The organism is Microbulbifer sp. Q7 (genome assembly GCF_001639145.1).
Classification (GTDB): domain Bacteria; phylum Pseudomonadota; class Gammaproteobacteria; order Pseudomonadales; family Cellvibrionaceae; genus Microbulbifer.
In genome coordinates this window covers 1,383,618-1,399,730 of the sequence record NZ_LROY01000002.1, presented here as the reverse complement: position 1 = coordinate 1,399,730, position 16,113 = coordinate 1,383,618, and the positions used below count along the sequence as shown (strand labels likewise).

The 16,113-nt window shown below is 58.6% G+C and carries 13 protein-coding genes; 7 read left to right on the top strand and 6 right to left on the bottom strand.

The genetic code is table 11. The features are described from left to right. Positions 1-62 precede the first annotated feature (62 nt). The 4 genes from AU182_RS11525 to AU182_RS11510 form a co-directional block, all read right to left on the bottom strand. Positions 63-701 carry an HAD family hydrolase gene (locus AU182_RS11525; protein ID WP_227718234.1) on the bottom strand — a complete coding sequence of 213 codons (639 nt, stop codon included), beginning with the start codon at positions 699-701 and terminating at the stop codon, positions 63-65. 29 nt (positions 702-730) lie between these two features. Then, positions 731-1,198: a Cys-tRNA(Pro) deacylase gene (gene ybaK / locus AU182_RS11520; RefSeq protein WP_066965179.1), complete on the bottom strand. Its 468-nt coding sequence runs from the start codon at positions 1,196-1,198 to the stop codon at positions 731-733. Positions 1,199-1,302: 104 nt separating this feature from the next. Then, positions 1,303-2,772 carry an aminoacyl-histidine dipeptidase gene (locus AU182_RS11515; protein ID WP_066965176.1) on the bottom strand — a complete coding sequence of 490 codons (1,470 nt, stop codon included), beginning with the start codon at positions 2,770-2,772 and terminating at the stop codon, positions 1,303-1,305. Between the two features lie 122 nt (positions 2,773-2,894). Next, positions 2,895-4,892 carry a VacB/RNase II family 3'-5' exoribonuclease gene (locus AU182_RS11510; RefSeq protein ID WP_066965173.1) on the bottom strand — a complete coding sequence of 666 codons (1,998 nt, stop codon included), beginning with the start codon at positions 4,890-4,892 and terminating at the stop codon, positions 2,895-2,897. Between the two features lie 372 nt (positions 4,893-5,264). Between AU182_RS11510 and AU182_RS11505 the strand changes: the two genes are divergently transcribed. The 3 genes from AU182_RS11505 to AU182_RS11495 all read left to right on the top strand — a co-directional run bounded on the left by AU182_RS11505 (position 5,265) and on the right by AU182_RS11495 (position 10,925). Continuing rightward, positions 5,265-6,353 carry a Glu/Leu/Phe/Val dehydrogenase dimerization domain-containing protein gene (locus AU182_RS11505; RefSeq protein WP_066965171.1) on the top strand — a complete coding sequence of 363 codons (1,089 nt, stop codon included), beginning with the start codon at positions 5,265-5,267 and terminating at the stop codon, positions 6,351-6,353. A gap of 212 nt (positions 6,354-6,565) precedes the next feature. Further along, positions 6,566-9,412 carry a pitrilysin family protein gene (locus AU182_RS11500; RefSeq protein ID WP_066965167.1) on the top strand — a complete coding sequence of 949 codons (2,847 nt, stop codon included), beginning with the start codon at positions 6,566-6,568 and terminating at the stop codon, positions 9,410-9,412. A 190-nt stretch (positions 9,413-9,602) separates the two neighbouring features. Next, complete coding sequence (locus AU182_RS11495) at positions 9,603-10,925, top strand: amidohydrolase family protein (protein WP_066965164.1); 1,323 nt, start codon at positions 9,603-9,605, stop codon at positions 10,923-10,925. Positions 10,926-11,184: 259 nt separating this feature from the next. On the opposite strand, the gene AU182_RS11490 is transcribed toward AU182_RS11495, so the two are convergent. Together AU182_RS11490 and AU182_RS11485 are read right to left on the bottom strand one after the other, a co-directional pair. Next, positions 11,185-11,907, bottom strand: a complete 723-nt coding sequence (locus AU182_RS11490) for an SIMPL domain-containing protein (RefSeq protein WP_066965161.1) — start codon at positions 11,905-11,907, stop codon at positions 11,185-11,187. 114 nt (positions 11,908-12,021) lie between these two features. After that, complete coding sequence (locus AU182_RS11485; RefSeq protein WP_227718233.1) at positions 12,022-13,119, bottom strand: hypothetical protein; 1,098 nt, start codon at positions 13,117-13,119, stop codon at positions 12,022-12,024. Positions 13,120-13,286: 167 nt separating this feature from the next. Here AU182_RS11485 and AU182_RS11480 point away from each other — a divergent pair, with 167 nt between their 5' ends. The 4 genes from AU182_RS11480 to AU182_RS11465 all read left to right on the top strand — a co-directional run bounded on the left by AU182_RS11480 (position 13,287) and on the right by AU182_RS11465 (position 15,955). After that, a complete protein-coding gene (locus tag AU182_RS11480) occupies positions 13,287-13,727 on the top strand; it encodes a VOC family protein (RefSeq protein ID WP_066965154.1) in 441 nt (146 codons plus the stop codon). 32 nt (positions 13,728-13,759) lie between these two features. Further along, positions 13,760-14,878, top strand: coding sequence for a hypothetical protein (locus tag AU182_RS11475; RefSeq protein ID WP_066968004.1), 1,119 nt, complete (start codon positions 13,760-13,762; stop codon positions 14,876-14,878). 94 nt (positions 14,879-14,972) lie between these two features. Further along, positions 14,973-15,647, top strand: coding sequence for a GntR family transcriptional regulator (locus tag AU182_RS11470; protein ID WP_066965152.1), 675 nt, complete (start codon positions 14,973-14,975; stop codon positions 15,645-15,647). Next, positions 15,647-15,955, top strand: coding sequence for a DUF6122 family protein (locus AU182_RS11465; RefSeq protein ID WP_066965150.1), 309 nt, complete (start codon positions 15,647-15,649; stop codon positions 15,953-15,955). The genes AU182_RS11470 and AU182_RS11465 overlap by 1 nt, the downstream gene beginning before the upstream one ends. Positions 15,956-16,113: the final 158 nt, after the last annotated feature.

Here is a 16,113-nt window from a genome sequence, read left to right as displayed (position 1 = left end):
TCTGCGACCTGGGAACCAGCCAAAGTCCGGACTGGTGGTTCCCGGTCAGTCGATAGCGGCTGTCAAATAATGCTCAGGATTTCTTCGGGATGGGCGAACAGGTGCGCCGGGCCGTGCTCGTCGAGTTCCGTGCGGGAACCATAGCCCCACAGTACCCCGGCACTTGGCAGTTGATTTTTTGCGGCGGCGGACAGGTCGAAGTGACGATCGCCAATCATCAGTGCGCGTTGTGAGATCCGGTTGTCTGCGAGCAGCCCCTGTAGTTGCTGCCACTTGGCAATTCCCACATCGCCGCCACTGACAAACTCGAAATAGTGGTGCAGCTTGAATTGTTTAAGAATGCGCTCTGCAAAGTCCGCGCGCTTGGAAGTGCATACCCCGAGGCGGATGCCATCTTTCTGGCTGAGGCGTTCCAGCATCTCGGAAATGCCGGGATACAGGGCGTTTTCCGCGTAGCCGGTCTCCCCGTAACGCTCCCGGTATTTGTCTACCAGGGCCTGGATATGGGTGCCGTCTTTCGAGCCCGTGAGCTTGGCCAGAGTGACTTCCAGCGGAGGGCCGATATGTGGCGTCAATTCGTTTGCCGGGCGGGTCGGATAGTCAAAGGCGACCAGCGCATGATTCATGGAGTTTACGAACCCCTCTGCCGGGTCGCTCAGGGTTCCATCCAGATCAAACACGAGATAGTCGTAGGTGGGCATAAGTTTCCTTGTCGGCATGTTTTGTCATGCTACTGACAGAGCGCGGCGAAGGTGCCGCGGGTGAGTGCCAGCAGATCTTGCGGCGCGAGCTGAATCTCCAGACCCCGCCGACCTGCGCTGACGTACAGGGTTTCCAGTCCCTTGGCGGAATCGTGCAGGAAGGTGGGCAGCGGCTTTTTCTGCCCCAGTGGGCTCACGCCTCCCAGCACATATCCCGTGGATCGTTGCACCACCTGCTTGTCGGCCATCTCCGCCTTCTTTGCACCGGCGGCCCTGGCGATCAACTTCATGCTGAGGGAGTGCTCGACCGGTAGCACGGCCACCGCGAGCGATGCACCGTCCAGCGCGACGACCAGGGTCTTGAAAACGTTATGCGGTGCCACACCAAGCTTCTCCGCTGCCTCAAACCCGTAGGATTGTGCCGCAGGATCGTGGGAGTATTCGTGGATCTGAAACGAGATTTTTGCTTTTTCTGCGGTGTTGATGGCGGGGGTCATTGCACGTCCGTGTCCGTTTTTTCCCATTTTGTCTTTATTTTTTCCTGAATACAAAAAAGCCCGGCGCGATTGGCCGGGCTCGGTTCAGGAACAGTATTTCACTGTCAGCGTTGGGGAATGGCTTCCACGACTTTCAGAAAATAATTCCAGAAATTACCCACGCTCTGGATATGCACGCGTTCTTCCGGTGAGTGGGCGCGGCGGATGGTGGGGCCGAAGGAGACCATGTCCCAGTTGGGATAGGGCTTGGCCAGCAGGCCGCACTCGAGACCAGCGTGGATGACTTTGACTTCCGGCTCTTCGCCTTCCATTTTCTTGTAGACGTCTTTCATCAGCGCCAGTAACGGAGATTGCATATTGGGTGTCCAGCCCGGGTAGGCGTTGTCCAGGGAGGTCTCTGCGCCGGCGAGTTCAAAGGCCGCAGCGACGTTGAGACCGTGTTGGTCGCGGGCGCTGTCGGACAGGCTGCGCACCAGGCATTGAACCCGCACACGGCTCGCGCCGTCTTCGGTTTCGGTCACGACGCGCGCCAGGTTGTTCGAGGTGTCCGCAATGCCTGCCAGCGCGGTGCTCATCCGCTCGACACCGCTGGGGCAGGCGCGCAGCGCCAGGATCAGTTTGTGCTGGCTGGCACTGTCCATAACGCTGGCGGGTGCTTCGCACTCCTCCAGAGTGATATCCAGTTTGGCTTCATTATCGAACTCGGCCTTGATGATTGCAGTTTGTTGCTGGGCAATCTCTTGCAGGCGCAGGGCATCGTCTGCCGGTACGGTGATCACGCTGAAGGACTCGCGCGGAATGGCGTTGCGCAGGCTGCCGCCGTCGAGGCTCGCGATACGCAGGGCGTTCAGTTCGCTGTGCGCGGTGTCGATGATGCGGTTGGCAATTTTGTTGGCGTTGCCGCGGCCCTTATCGATATCCAGCCCGGAGTGGCCGCCGCGCAGGCCGCGCACGCTCAGCTTGAATGCTTTGTGGCCGGCGGGAAAGGATTCTGCGGTATAGGGCAGGGCGACGTTTACGTCCACACCGCCGGCGCAGCCCACGTAGAGTTCCCCTTCATCTTCCGTATCCAGGTTGAGCAGCAGGTCGGCTTCAAAGTGGCCCGGTTGCAGGTTTTTTGCGCCGGTCATCCCGGCTTCTTCGTCAATAGTAAGCAGCGCTTCCAAAGCGGGATGCGGGATATCGGTGGATTCCAGTAGGGCCAGAATGGCGGCGACACCAATGCCATTGTCGGCGCCGAGAGTCGTGCCTTCCGCAGTGACCCATTCACCATCCACGTAGGGTTTGATGGAGTCGGTGAGGAAGTCGTGGTCGGTGTCCGCGTTCTTCTGCGGCACCATATCAACATGACTCTGCATCGCCAGGGTTTTGCGATCTTCCATACCCGGGGTTGCCGGCTTCTTGATGATAATGTTGCCGACCTGATCCAGCTTCACATCCAGACCACGGGCATTGGCAAAATCCACGATATAGGCGACGACCTTGTCCTCGTGCTTGGAAGGACGCGGGATCTCGCACAATTTGGCGAAGTGTTTCCACAGGGGGACGGGATTGAGTTCGGCAATGGTGGACATGGGTATTCCTTAATCTTGACCGGGGATGGGTAGATCCGGATGGGCCGGTATTGGCCGCGGCGCTTTTGGCGCCGCGGCTGCAAGTCTAGTCTGCGACGGCAGCACGCAGAGGCTTCGCGCCGCTACGCCTTGGGGCTGTCTGCCCCTTCCGCAGCGGGTGGCTGCGAGCCCGGCTTTTCACCGGCCGCTTCGCTAACCAGATCAAACGCGATGCGACGTTTTTCGGTATCGACGGCGGCGACTTTTACCTGCACCTGCTGTTCCAGCTGGAACGTCTCGTCACCGCGGGTGATGCGCAGCCGCTTACCATCGAAATCAAACGGGTTCTTTTTGCTGTTGAAGCGTGCAAAGCCGTTGATACCAAAGTCGTCCAGGCGCACGCCGATGCCGGCGCCATTCACCAGGGTAATAGTGCCGGCAAATGTTTCTCCGACTTTACCCTCGAGGAACTGGCAGTAGAGCCATTGCTGCAGAGCGCGATCTGCCTGACGCCCGGTGCTGACGCTTTGTTGCAGGGCTTCACCCTGCTCGTCGCCAAGGGCGGGGGCCTCGTCACCTTGCTTTGCCGCGCGCAACACCCGGTGATTGTGCAGGTCGTTGAATTTGCGGATGGGGGAGGTGACCGTCGCATAGTGACCCAGCCCGAGACCAAGGTGCGGTGCCGCCTTGTTGCTCAGTTCACCGGGGCGCAGCATGCGCTTGAGGACGGCGAGGGCGTTGTGCATTTCTGCATCTGCATGCGCCTCCAGCTCTTTTACCAGCTTCAGGTAAATGTCCAGCTGGTGCAGATCCTGCTCGGCGTACTCCGGCAGTGTTTCCTTGAGCAGTGCGCGGACTTCGGCCATGCGCTCGTCGCGGAAGCCGAGGTGCACGGAAAAGCAACCTGCGCCGATGTCTGCAAGCTTTTCACCCGCACAGATATTGGCTGCCAGCATGGCTTCTTCCACCATGCGCTGGGCGGCGGTGCGCTGTTGTTTCTCGATCCGCTCGATTTTGCGCTGCTCATTTAGGATCAGCTCGTAATCCGGGCGGTCCTCCATTACCAGGGAGTGGCCGGCCCGGTAGGCGGCGCGGGCTTTACTCAGCGCGTTCAGCTGGCGCAGGGACTCGTGCTGATCGGCGGGTGCCGCGCTGTCGTCACCTTCAATGAATTGCGCTACCTGGGCGTAGCTGAGCTTGTGCTGGGAGCGAATGGCGGCAAACTCGTAGTCAAACCCTTGCAGTGCCCCGTCTTTGTCCACGTCGATATGCAGTACCAGCACCGGACGCAATTCGCCGGCCACCAGGGAAAAACTGTTCTCGCACAGGGTGGCCGGCAGCATCGGCAGGGTTTCCCCCGCAAGGTACACGCTGTTAGCGCGAACACGGGCTTCTTTATCCAGCGGGGAGTCTGCCTCGATCAGGCTGGACGGGTCGGCTACGGCGATGTGCAGTGTCCAGCCGTTTTCGGACTGGGTAACGGCGAGCGCGTCGTCCATATCGCGGGTGGATTCTGCATCAATGGTGACAAACCCCAGGGCCGACAGGTCTTTGCGCTCAGCAACCAGTGATTCCAGTTGTGCGGGAATCGCGTCAGCTTGCTCCAGCGCCGCCTTGCCAAATGCGTTGGGCAGCCGGTGCTGGGCCACCGTGAAGGCGTGCTCGATGCCCGCCATATCCGGTTTGCCAATGACGCTTTCCACTTTCGCTTGGGACTTGCCGTCCTTGAATGGATGCCGGGTAATGCTGCAGGCGATGAACTCGCCCGGCTGCGCTTTGCCACGGGCTCGTGGGGGCAGGAAGATCCAGCGCGACAGGCCGTGCTCGCTGGGCTGAATGAAATGCCCCTGGCCGCGCTGCACATACTGGCCCACAAGGTACTTGAGGTCGGATTCGATCAACTGGTCGAGCTCTGCGGAAAGCTTGCCCTTGTCTTCTTCAGTCAGGCTGATACGCACTCGGTCGCCGGGGAATACCCGGTCCATTTCTGCAGGCGGCAGGAACGCCTCGCGACCGTCGTCCAGTACGACGAAGCCGAACTTTCCGCTACTCCCGCGCACACGCCCCTCGGCGAATTCCTTGGTTGAACGGATGTCGGTCTTCAACTGGGACAGCTGTTTCAGGGCGTCGGAATTGAGCATGAAAGGATCTCTGTAACTCGGGGGGTCGGTTTAGGGCGCGGATTCTACCAGACGGGCGGTGACAGGCCAGCGCGGGTATCAATGGCGCCCGGTGGTGGGTGCCAACGGTCGTGCTGGCGGCGGGGTCCCCCTTGTCGCTCAGGGAGTGACCAATGCGCCTATTTGGTTATTGTGGGTTTATCTATCCTAAAAAAATTAAAATTTTGGGAGGATATTGGTGCTATACGGTTTGTGGGTGCAAAGAATGCAATGTTCCTAAGTGCCCAGTGGCTATATTCTTAGGGGCCTACAATAAAGCACGGTTGCGGACAGAGCTGACACAATTGGCCGAGTCTGGCGCCGACGTAAAACCGGCCTCCGGAGAGGATTGTTATGAGTATTTTTTCCCATCCTGCCTACGATAACCACGAAGAAGTTGCCTTTTATCACGACGCCAAAAGCGGCCTGAAGGCAATTATCGCCGTGCACAATACCAATCTCGGGCCGGCACTGGGTGGCTGTCGTATGTGGCCTTATGCCGACGACGCCGAAGCCCTGAATGACGTACTGCGCCTCTCCCGCGGTATGACTTACAAATCTGCCATGGCCGGCCTCAAGCTGGGCGGCGGCAAGTCCGTGATTATTGGCGACCCACGCAAGCAGAAAACGCCGGAGTTGCTGCGCGCAATGGGTGATTTCCTGAACACCCTGGGCGGCCGTTACATCACTGCGGAAGACTCTGGCACCAGTGTTGCGGACATGAAGATCATCGCCGAGCGCAGCCAGTTTGTATCGGGTGTGATTGCCGGCCAGGAGCACGGCGGCGACCCGTCCCCGTCCACTGCCTATGGTGTATTCGTTGGCCTGCAGGCCGCAGCGGCCCACCGCTGGGGCCGCACTGACCTCAAGGGCCTGAAAGTGTCTATCCAGGGCGTGGGCAATGTGGGCTTCCGTCTCGGCAAGCTGTTGCAAGAGGCCGGTGCCGAGCTGTTTGTTACCGACATCTTCCAGGACAACGTGGATCGCGCCGTTGCGGAACTGGGAGCGACCGCGGTCAGCTCCGAAGAAATCTTTGACCTGGATGTGGACCTGTTTGCCCCTTGTGCACTGGGCGCCATCCTCAATGACAACACCATCGACCGCCTGAAAGTGGGCGCTATTGCCGGTGCTGCCAATAACCAGCTGGCGGAAGAGCGCCATGCCCAGGTGCTGAAAGACAAAGGCATCCTCTATGCGCCGGACTATGTCATCAATGCTGGCGGCATCATCGACGTTTATTACCAGCAGCTGGGGCAGGAGCATGGCGAGTACAACGCCGACCAGGTGAAGGCGCACATCGAAACTATCGGTAGCACGATGCAGGAAGTGTTCCAGCGCGCGGACGAAACCGGTGAAACTACCGCGCATGTCGCGGATCAGATCGCCGAGGAGCGTTTCGGCCATAAAGACGCCCTGAACAGCACTGATTCCGCAGCCGCCTGAACGGCGCGCCATGGTACTTAACCGCGGTACTTAAAAAGGTCCGTAAAAACGTACGTAAAAAACAGGCGACACACACGCTAATCCATTTCCTCTGACGATGTCATCGTCTCTCTGTGAAGTATCTTTCGGGCGCCACGGCGCCCGTTTTTTTTGCCTACACTTTGCTGCACTGTTCGGGCACAAAATCGGGATAAATGGCACGGGACATGACAATGGATATGCAAATTGCCTGGAGGCCGGTGGGCCTGATCTTTTTACTGATGCTGTTGGGGGTGTCCGGCTGTGATCGCCATGAGGCGCCAGAGGATCGCAAGGAGAATGTGCACCGGGCGTTGACGCCAGACAGGGAAGCCGCCGCCAGCAGTAAAGCGGCCGCCAGTCGCAACGCGGCGTATGTAAAACCGCCGAAAATTGAGCTGCCGTATCACCGGGAAACCCTGAAAAACGGCCTGACTGTCATCGTGCATGAGGACCGCAAAGCGCCGGTGGTGGCCATCAATATCTGGTACAAAGTGGGCTCCAAGGATGAGACCCGCGGCAAAACCGGGTTTGCGCACCTGTTCGAACACCTGATGTTCAATGGCTCGGAGAATTTCCCGGGCGAGTATTTCGAACCCTTCCAGCGCTCTGGTGCCACCGACATGAACGGCACCACGAACAATGACCGCACCAACTACTTCGAGACTGTTCCCGTCGGGGCGTTGGATATGGCGCTGTGGATGGAGTCCGACCGCATGGGCCACTTCAAGGGCGCCATCAGTCAGGAAAAGCTCGACGAGCAGCGCGGCGTGGTAAAAAACGAGAAGCGGCAGAGCGAAAATGCCCCATACGGTCAGGCGTTTGACCTGATTGCCAGTAATACCTTTCCTTCCGATCATCCCTATTCATGGACCACCATCGGCTCCATGGAGGATCTCGACCAGGCCAGCCTGGAAGACGTGAAGCAGTGGTTTTCCGATTACTACCAGCCTGCCAATGCGATACTGGTGGTCGTCGGCGACATCTCTGTTGAAGAGGCCATGCAAAAAGCGCGGGAGTATTTCGGCAATATTCCCAGTACGTCGGTGCCCACCGAGCTGAAAGGTTGGGAGCTGCCCTCGCAGGTGAACAAGCGCCTGGTGACCACGGACCAGGTGCCGCAGGCCCGGATTTACAAGGTGTGGAATGTCCCGGCGAGCGCCAGTCGTGAAGAAAATGCGCTGGACCTGATGACGTCACTGCTGGCCAACCGAAAAAACTCATTACTTTACCGGCGTCTGGTGCGCGATGAGCAGGTGGCTACCAGTGTCAGCGCGTTTTACTACGGCCGGCAGCTCGCCGGACAGATCATTATCATGGTGGATGTCAAACCTGGGCAGTCGATAGAGAAGGTCGAAAAATTACTGGACGACGAGCTGCGGGAATTTGCGCGTTCCGGAGTGAATGCGGAAGAGCTGCGCCGTATCAAGCAAAGCGAGTTTGCCAGCCTGGTCAAAGGATTGGAAAAAATTGGTGGTTTTGGCGGGAAGTCGGACATCCTTGCGCGTTCGGAATTTTATTACGATGACCCGGGCGCACTGGTCAAGGGGCTTGATGACTACGCGAAAGTGTCTGCGGACGATGTGCAGGACGTCGCGCAAAAGTGGCTGAAGCCCGAGCATTTCACCATGGTGATCCGTCCCAAGGGAGAGTATGAGGTCACCGGGGAGGGTGTGGATCGCAGTAAACTGCCTGCCGTGGACAAGACGGTGGAGTTGGACTTGCCGGAACAACAGATGTTCACCCTCAAGAATGGCCTGAAGGTGGTGCTCGCTGAGCGTCACGACACGCCCGCTGTTTTCATGAACCTGCAGTACCGCAGCGGTGCGTCGGTGGATGGTGACACCCCCGGCCTGGCGTCGGTGGTCGCGCGTATGCTCAGTGAAGGTGCCGGCGATTACGACAGTCTCGCGTTCAGCGCGCGCCAGGAAGAGCTGGGTGCGAGTATTGGTGCGGGAAGCGGACTGGACTACAACGCGCTGAGCTTCAGTGCCCTGAAAACGCAGCTCGAGCCGTCACTGGAACTGTTGCGTGAGGTGATTTCCAGCCCGCGCTTTGAAGAGGATGACCTGGCGCGGGTGAAGTCCAATTGGCTGGATGCCATTCGTCAGGAAGAAGCGCAGCCCCAGGGGCTGGCCATGCGCAAGTTGCCGCCGCTGCTGTTCGGTAAAGATCACCCCTACGGCGCACCGCTGACGGGCTCCGGCACCCCGGAGGCCATTGAGTCCATCACTCGCGACGATCTGGTGAAGTTTCAAGCCACATGGCTGCGTCCTGACAATGCACAGTTGACGGTGGTCGGCGATGTCACCCGGGAAGAAATCGAGAAGCTGCTCAATGACACCCTGGGTGACTGGCGGGCGCCCAGTGACCCGCTGCCGACCGTGGAAATTCCCGCGGTGGAGCGCCCGCAAAAAGCGCGTATCTATCTGCTCGACCGGCCAGGCGCACAGCAGAGTTACATTATGGCGGGGCTGGTGATGCCACCGTGGAAGCCTGAAGGTGCAGAGGCCTATGATGCGATGGCCTCCGCGATTGCGGGCAAATTTACCTCACGCATCAATATGAACCTGCGCGAGGACAAGCACTGGTCGTACGGCGCGCGCGCGGTTTCCATGGGCTCGGAAGGACAGCGGCCTTACATCGTGTTTGCACCGGTGCAAACGGACAAAACCGCCCCGGCCATGAGTGAGATTCTCAAGGAGTTCAATGATTACCTGGGTAAGCGCCCCATCAAGGAGAGTGAGCTCAAGGACTATCAGGACGACGAGGTGCTCAAGCAGAGCGCGCGTTTCCAGACCAAGGTGCAGTTGCTGTCCAGTATTGTCTGGCAGCTGCAGAAGGGACTGCCGCCGGAGTACATCGCCGAGTATCCGCAACGGGTCAGCGCACTGACGAAGGAGCAAGTGGCACAGGCCGCAAAAGAAACCCTCGCGCCGCAACAGTTCACCTGGGTGGTGGTGGGCGACCTGAGTAAAATCCAGAAAGATATAGAGGCGCTGGGTATTGGTCCGGTCGAGGTACTTTCAGCCGGTCAATGACAGCTCGACAAGCCGCGAGTCCGGCTCCGAGTATGCACAGGGAGGGTGCATACCGGGGCCGGGCTTTTTTTATGCCCCCGGAATACGGTAAATTGGTGCGCGCTGGCGATTCAGCACGCCGGCAACAACCATATCGATCAAAGTAGAATAAAGAGGCGGCATCGCTGCGGCCCGGAAACCTGGATACCACATGACCATCACCCAAAGAATCTCATTGAATGTCAAGCGCGCACTACGCAGCCTGCTTGGTCTGGCCCTGCTCACAACGGCGAATCTGGTCGTCGCAGAAAATATTGCGGTGCACGCGGGGTGGCTGTTCGACAGTGAGACAGGTCGTTTGCTGGAAAAACGCACGGTGCATGTTGTAGACGGTAAGGTGGAGTCTGTAGAGCGGGGCTATACCCAGCGCGCTGGCGAGCGGGTTATTGACCTGACGGCCTTCAGCGTGCTGCCCGGGCTGATGGACATGCATACGCACCTCGCTTACGAATTCGGCCCGCGCACCTACACCGAGGCATTTACCTGGAATCCCGCCGATTACACGCTACGGGCGGTCGATACGGCCAAGCGCTCGTTGATGGCCGGGTTTACCACGGTGCGGGATCTTGGCGACAGTGGCAATGTAACGGTGAGCCTGCGCAACGCCATCAACCGTGGCGATATCGTGGGGCCGCGTGTCTATACCGCGGGCAAGTCGATCGCCACTACCGGCGGTCATGCGGATCCGACCAATGGTCATCGCCACGATTTGATGGGCAGCCCGGGCCCCGCCGAAGGGGTGATCAACGGTAGTGCCAGTGCCCGGGAAGCGGTGCGACAGCGCTATAAAGATGGTGCTGACCTGATCAAGATTACTGCGACCGGCGGTGTCTTGAGCGTGGCCAAGAGTGGCCAGAATCCTCAGTTTATGCAGGATGAAGTGGAAGCGATTGTGCAAACCGCAAAGGATTATGGTTTTACCGTCGCGGTGCATGCGCACGGTAAAGAGGGCATGGAGCGGGCAATCCGCGCCGGTGTGGACTCCATCGAGCACGGCACCTACATGGATGACAAAACCATGGCGCTGATGGTGGATCACGGAACCTGGTATGTGCCCACCCTGTTGGCGGGGGACTGGGTCACGCAAAAATCCGCGATCGACGGTTTCTTCCCGGAAATGGTCCGCACAAAAGCGGCGAAAATTGGTCCGCTGATTCAGGACACCTTTCAGCGCGCACACAAAAAAGGCGTGAAAATCGCATTCGGCACCGACACTGGGGTGAGCCGACACGGAGAGAACGCCAAAGAGTTTGCACTGATGGTGCAAGGAGGGATGAGCCCGGCCGATGCTATCCGCTCTGCAACCTGGAATGCGGCACAGTTACTCAATGCCCAGGATGAACTCGGCAGTATCGCCCCCGGCAAGCAGGCAGACCTGGTGGCGGTGATCGGCAATCCGCTGGAAGATATTTCGACCCTTGAGCGGGTGCGGTTTGTGATGAAGGGTGGAGTGGTTTACAAGCAGCCCGAGTAAGGCACCCGAATAGTACAAATAAAAAAATTCCGGCAATGCCGTAATGGTGTTTACTTAACACAGCCACGGGCGAAGGTGACGGTGCCGGGTGCGGTCTTGCGAGACCTTCACCGCCATGGATGGCGGTGCAGAGCCCCATGGATGGGTTTACCGCGTGTCTCGCAAGACCGCACCCGGCAGCGGCACCGCCACCAAACGGTTTAGGTGCACCGTATTACGGCATTGCCGGGTTCTTTTGGTGAACCGCCGAGTCGAACAATTATTTCTCGAGTTCGAATAGCAGTTCCAGGTTTACCGAAACGCTGTTCTCACCGCGCGCGATAGGCGTGCTCGGTCCCTCCTGGGCGGCGGCCATTTCCATACGAGCCATGGGGCGGGGCATACCGCCCTGGCCACCTTCAGAGATGCTCACGATTCTGCGCACCTTGGTTCCGAGGGATTCCGCATAAGAAGCCGCCCGTGCCTGCGCTTGCTGCAATGCTTTGTTGCGGGCCTCAGCCAGCAGAGGTTCCGGTTCGGCAATGGAAAAGCTGGGGCCATGCAGCTGGTTTGCGCCCTCGGCCGCCAGAGCATCGATCACGTTGCTCAATTCGTCCAGTTTACGCAGGGTAATACTGACGGTATTGCGGGCCTGGTAACCGACGATTTCGCGTTCGCGATTTGGCTGGTAGTCGTAGCGGGGGTTCAGGCTGATACCGCTGGTCTGCACATCCTTGTCCGGTATCCCGGCTTTTTTAATGGCTTGCATCAGCTTGTCCATTTGTTCCGCGTTAGCCCGCATGGCGTCATTGCTGTTGGCGGCTTCGGTGACAACACCGGTGGACAGGTGTGCGGTGTCCGGTGCCTGGCTTGCTTCGCCCTGGGCAGAGATGGAAATCAGCGTTCCCGAAGGGTGCCCGGTATCATCACTACCGCAGCCGGTGGTGAATGCGACGAACCCGGCCAGCAGGCCGGCGGAAAACAGTTTTAAAGCGCTTTGCATGGCGAATCCTTACTATTGCCAGTTGTACTTCATCGTCACTGTCAGGTGACGAGGTCCATTGTGATGCCAAAAACATGAATGCCTGATGAATGTGGTTGCTTGCAGGGTGCGTGGCTACTGAAACAACCGCTCAAAGGTTTCGTCCGCCGGGTGATAAAGTGCAAACCCCAGCCGCAGCAATTGCTGACGACGATCGCACAGTACATTTTTATTGCGCAGCTCTGCCTGCAGCTGCTCCGCGTTTTCGGCACTACCACAGCGAAAAGTAAAGAAGTGCCCGTGACTGTTTTCCAGATCGTGGGCGATCAGCGTATCGCGGTTGAGCAGCGGGTGTTGTGCTGCGTCCATGGCGCTGAGGAAGCGACGCTGGTTTTGCAGTACGTAGTCGTGAATCGATGCCACGGTGATGCCTTCCTGCGCATACAGCTCAAATATTGCGAGGGCCTTGTACAGTGGGGAGTAATCCATGGTGGCACCGGCAAACCGCAGCCAGTCGTTGCCGAAGCCTACGCCCGCGGTGCGGTTTTCCAACTCTGCCATTTCGGCAAACCATCCGGTGTTTAGTGGGCGTAGCTGACAGCCTCGGGGAATGGACATAAAGCACATACCCTCACCGGCACCCAGGTATTTGTAGGCACCCGCGGTGTAAAACACCTTGTCGGCAATCGCACTGAGATCGGTGGGGCGGGCGAAAAATCCGTGGTAGCCATCGATCACCATCTGGGTGCTGTCCGGTTTGCGCACGGCCAGTTCCAGCAGGCCCGGGAAAGCCACCCCGGAGTCGAAGAACACCTGACTGGCGTAGGCCAGCTGATACTCACCACTTTGCAGCTCTTGCTCAAACCGCTGGGGCAGGGTGGCAAAAGGCTCCGTGGGCACACGCACCACGTCCACGTTAGGCAGCTCTTCCAGGCGCAGTAACTGGCGGGCAAAACTATAGAACTCCCCGTCGGTTGTGAGAATGCGCAGGGGCTGGCTCAGGTCAAAAGCGCTGAGGAGGCGGTAGATAAGTTCGTGGGTGTTGGGTGCCAGGGCTACCTGGGCCGGGTCCGGTAGTTGCAGGGTGCTTGCTATGCCGCGCTGGAAAGCGGGTATTTTTTCTCCGAATATCTTGTCCCACTTGCTGTCGGCCATCTGTGCGGCATCGTGCCAGTAGGCGTTGACGGCATCGAGCGTCACATCAGGCCAGTAGTGGTGGGAGTGGCAGGCCATGTGCAAAACTGGCAGGTCACAGTTCGGGGAGGCCGCTTTTTGAGCAGCCTGTAAGAATTGTCGATAGTATTTTTGGTACATTTCGCGCTGGTAACTTTGTCTGAGGTGACTAAAGTAGTCACCTGATTAGTGTATCGGGATTGTAATCCCCTTGAGGAGGCGTTGCAGTGGAATATTTACACACGATGGTGCGTGTCACCGACCTGGAAAAATCCCTGGAGTTTTATTGCGACAAGCTGGGGCTTTATGAGGTCAGCCGCAACGATTACGAGAAAGGCCGCTTTACCCTGGTGTTTCTTGCCGCGCCCGGGGATGCCGGCTCGGCGAATAGCGACAAGCGCCCGTGCCTGGAGCTCACGTATAACTGGGACCCGGAGACCTACAGCGGTGGCCGTAACTTTGGCCACCTGGCTTACCGGGTCGACAATATTTACGAAACGTGTCAGCGCCTGATGGACATGGGGGTGACTATCAATCGCCCGCCTCGGGACGGCCATATGGCATTCGTGCGCTCACCAGACAATATTTCTATCGAGTTGCTGCAGAAGGGCGAGTCCCTGGCACCACAAGAGCCTTGGGCATCGATGGAAAACACCGGTGAGTGGTAATTGAACAGGGTGGGTGGTTTGTGAGCGGATCGATGGGGAAAGCAAAGCAGTACGGAAATTGTGTGGTGCTGGCCGGGGGCAGTGCGGCGCGCAGAATCCGGCAGGAGGGGCTGCGCCCGGAAATGGTGTCTACCCTGGTCGGCGCATCTGGGGGGCCGAAATGGTTGTCCATCAGTCAGTTGGACCGGGTGCTGATTGGCGAGTTTTTTCAGGGCCGCCGTACACCGATCGCGACCCTGGGCTCTTCGATCGGAAGCTTTCGCAATATGTGCTATGCGACCGCCAATCCGCTGGCCGCACTGGAAAAGCTCGAATACGGGTATGTGCATCAAACCTATGCCAGCGCGCGGCCGACGCCTGCAGAAATCACCGCAACCGGCGAAAACATTCTGCTCGAGGTTTTGGGGGTGGAGGGCGCCGCCGAGGTGGCTGCGAATCCGGTGTGGCACAGCCATTTTGTGACCGTGCGTGGCCGCGGACCTCTGGCCAGTGAGAAAAAGGCGGTGCTGGGCCCCGCGCTGTTGGCCTCTGCACTGGCCAATGCCGTCAGTCGCCGTACCCTGAAGGCGTTCTGGGACAGGGTCGTGTTTCACTCCGGGCAGTCGCCCACAGTGGCTTTCCGCAACCTGTCTACGGTCAATACGTCGCTGAGCGCAGACAATGTGTGCCATGCAGTACTGGCCTCTGGCTCCATCCCGTTGGTGATGGCCGGTGTACCATCGCCGGCAGGTGCACCTGCCGGCAACTATCGGGACGGCGGGATCACGGACTATCACTTTGATCTGGGCTTTGAGCACCCGCAGGGTCTGGTGCTGTATCCGCACTTTTTCCCCTACATGGTGCCGGGCTGGTTCGACAAGAGCCTGCGCTGGCGTTGGGTGCGTGGCGGCGCCATGGATAATGTCATCCTGGTGGCACCATCGCCACAGTGGGTTTCCCGCTTGCCGTTTGGCAAAATCCCGGACCGGGATGATTTTGTGAAGCTTTCCACCGAGGAGCGCCTGAAATACTGGAACGCTGTGACGGAGGCTGGAAAACAGGTTGCAGAGGATTTCTTTGAAATGTGGCAAACTGGTGCGATTGCCGACGCGCTGATTGAAGTCGGCTCTGATCAGGCGCCGCACAAGCTGGCGCAGGCAATGTCTGCATAGCCGAGAGGTGCAGGGTGGAGCGGAGCAGGGCTCCGGCCACCTGTATCCGTCGATGCGGGCTTGAATGTATTCCGATCCAGCCACGAGGCCGCCCGTGAGAGACGCCGAGTTTACCGAACCCCAGGAAGAATTCCGCACAACCCAGGAGCGGGTGTATTACCAGGTGCGTGATGCGATCCTGCGCGGACAGTTTTTACCGGGCAAGGCGGTTACCATTCGCGGTCTGGCCGCAGAACTGGATTGCAGCCCGATGCCCGTCAGGGAGGCCCTGCGCAGGCTGACCTCTGAGCGCGCGCTGGATCTTTCCGATACCCGTCGGGTGACGGTGCCAACCCTGACCCGGGAAAAGCTGGATGAAATCTGCGCGGCCCGGGTTGCCCTGGAGTGTCAGGCTGCGGCGCAGGCCCTGCCATTTTTGGGGGAGGCGGAGCTTGCAGAGCTGCGCGCGCTCGATGATCGGGTGACGGAAGCGCTGGAGAGAAAAGACATTCAGGGGTACGTAACCGCGAACCTCGACTTCCATTTCACCCTCTATCGTCTGGGTCGCCCGCATATCATTCTGTCGTTGATCGAAAGCCTGTGGCTACAGACTGCGCCGTTACAGCATCTGGTGTTCCAGCGCTTTGGTGTCCAGGAATTGCCTGATCGACATCAGGACCTGATTGATGCCATTGCCAGTAAGGATGAGCAGCGCGTACGCACCGCAATACGCCAGGATATCGAAGAGGGCCTGGGTTCCATTTCTGCTGAAGAGTTATTGCCAACCTGATGTTCAGTTATCTGCATATTGTTTTACACGTTCTCGTTCCCCTTGCCATTGCCTGGTACTTTTTTCGCGATGACTGGAAAAAGGCCGCTCTGATCATGCTCGCGGCCAATCTCGTCGACCTTGATCACCTGCTGGCATCGCCGCTGTATGATCCAAATCGCTGTAGCATCAACTTCCACCCGCTGCATAAGATGCTGCCGATCTCCCTTTACGGTGCCATGATGTTTCTGCCGTGGAAGCCGGTGCGTTGGTTGGGGATTGGCTTGATTACGCACATGTTGCTGGATGCGGTCGACTGCGCTATCTAATCGACGAGACAAGGTAGGCCGGTGATTTGCCCGCGGACGATGCGCGGCAGATCACTAAAGTGTTCTGTTTTATCCCGAAACTTGTCTGTTTTTTCCCGTTGGCTACCGCTCTCGTCGCGGCGGCCCCGAGTTTGAGTACTCTTGAGTGGCAATAACAA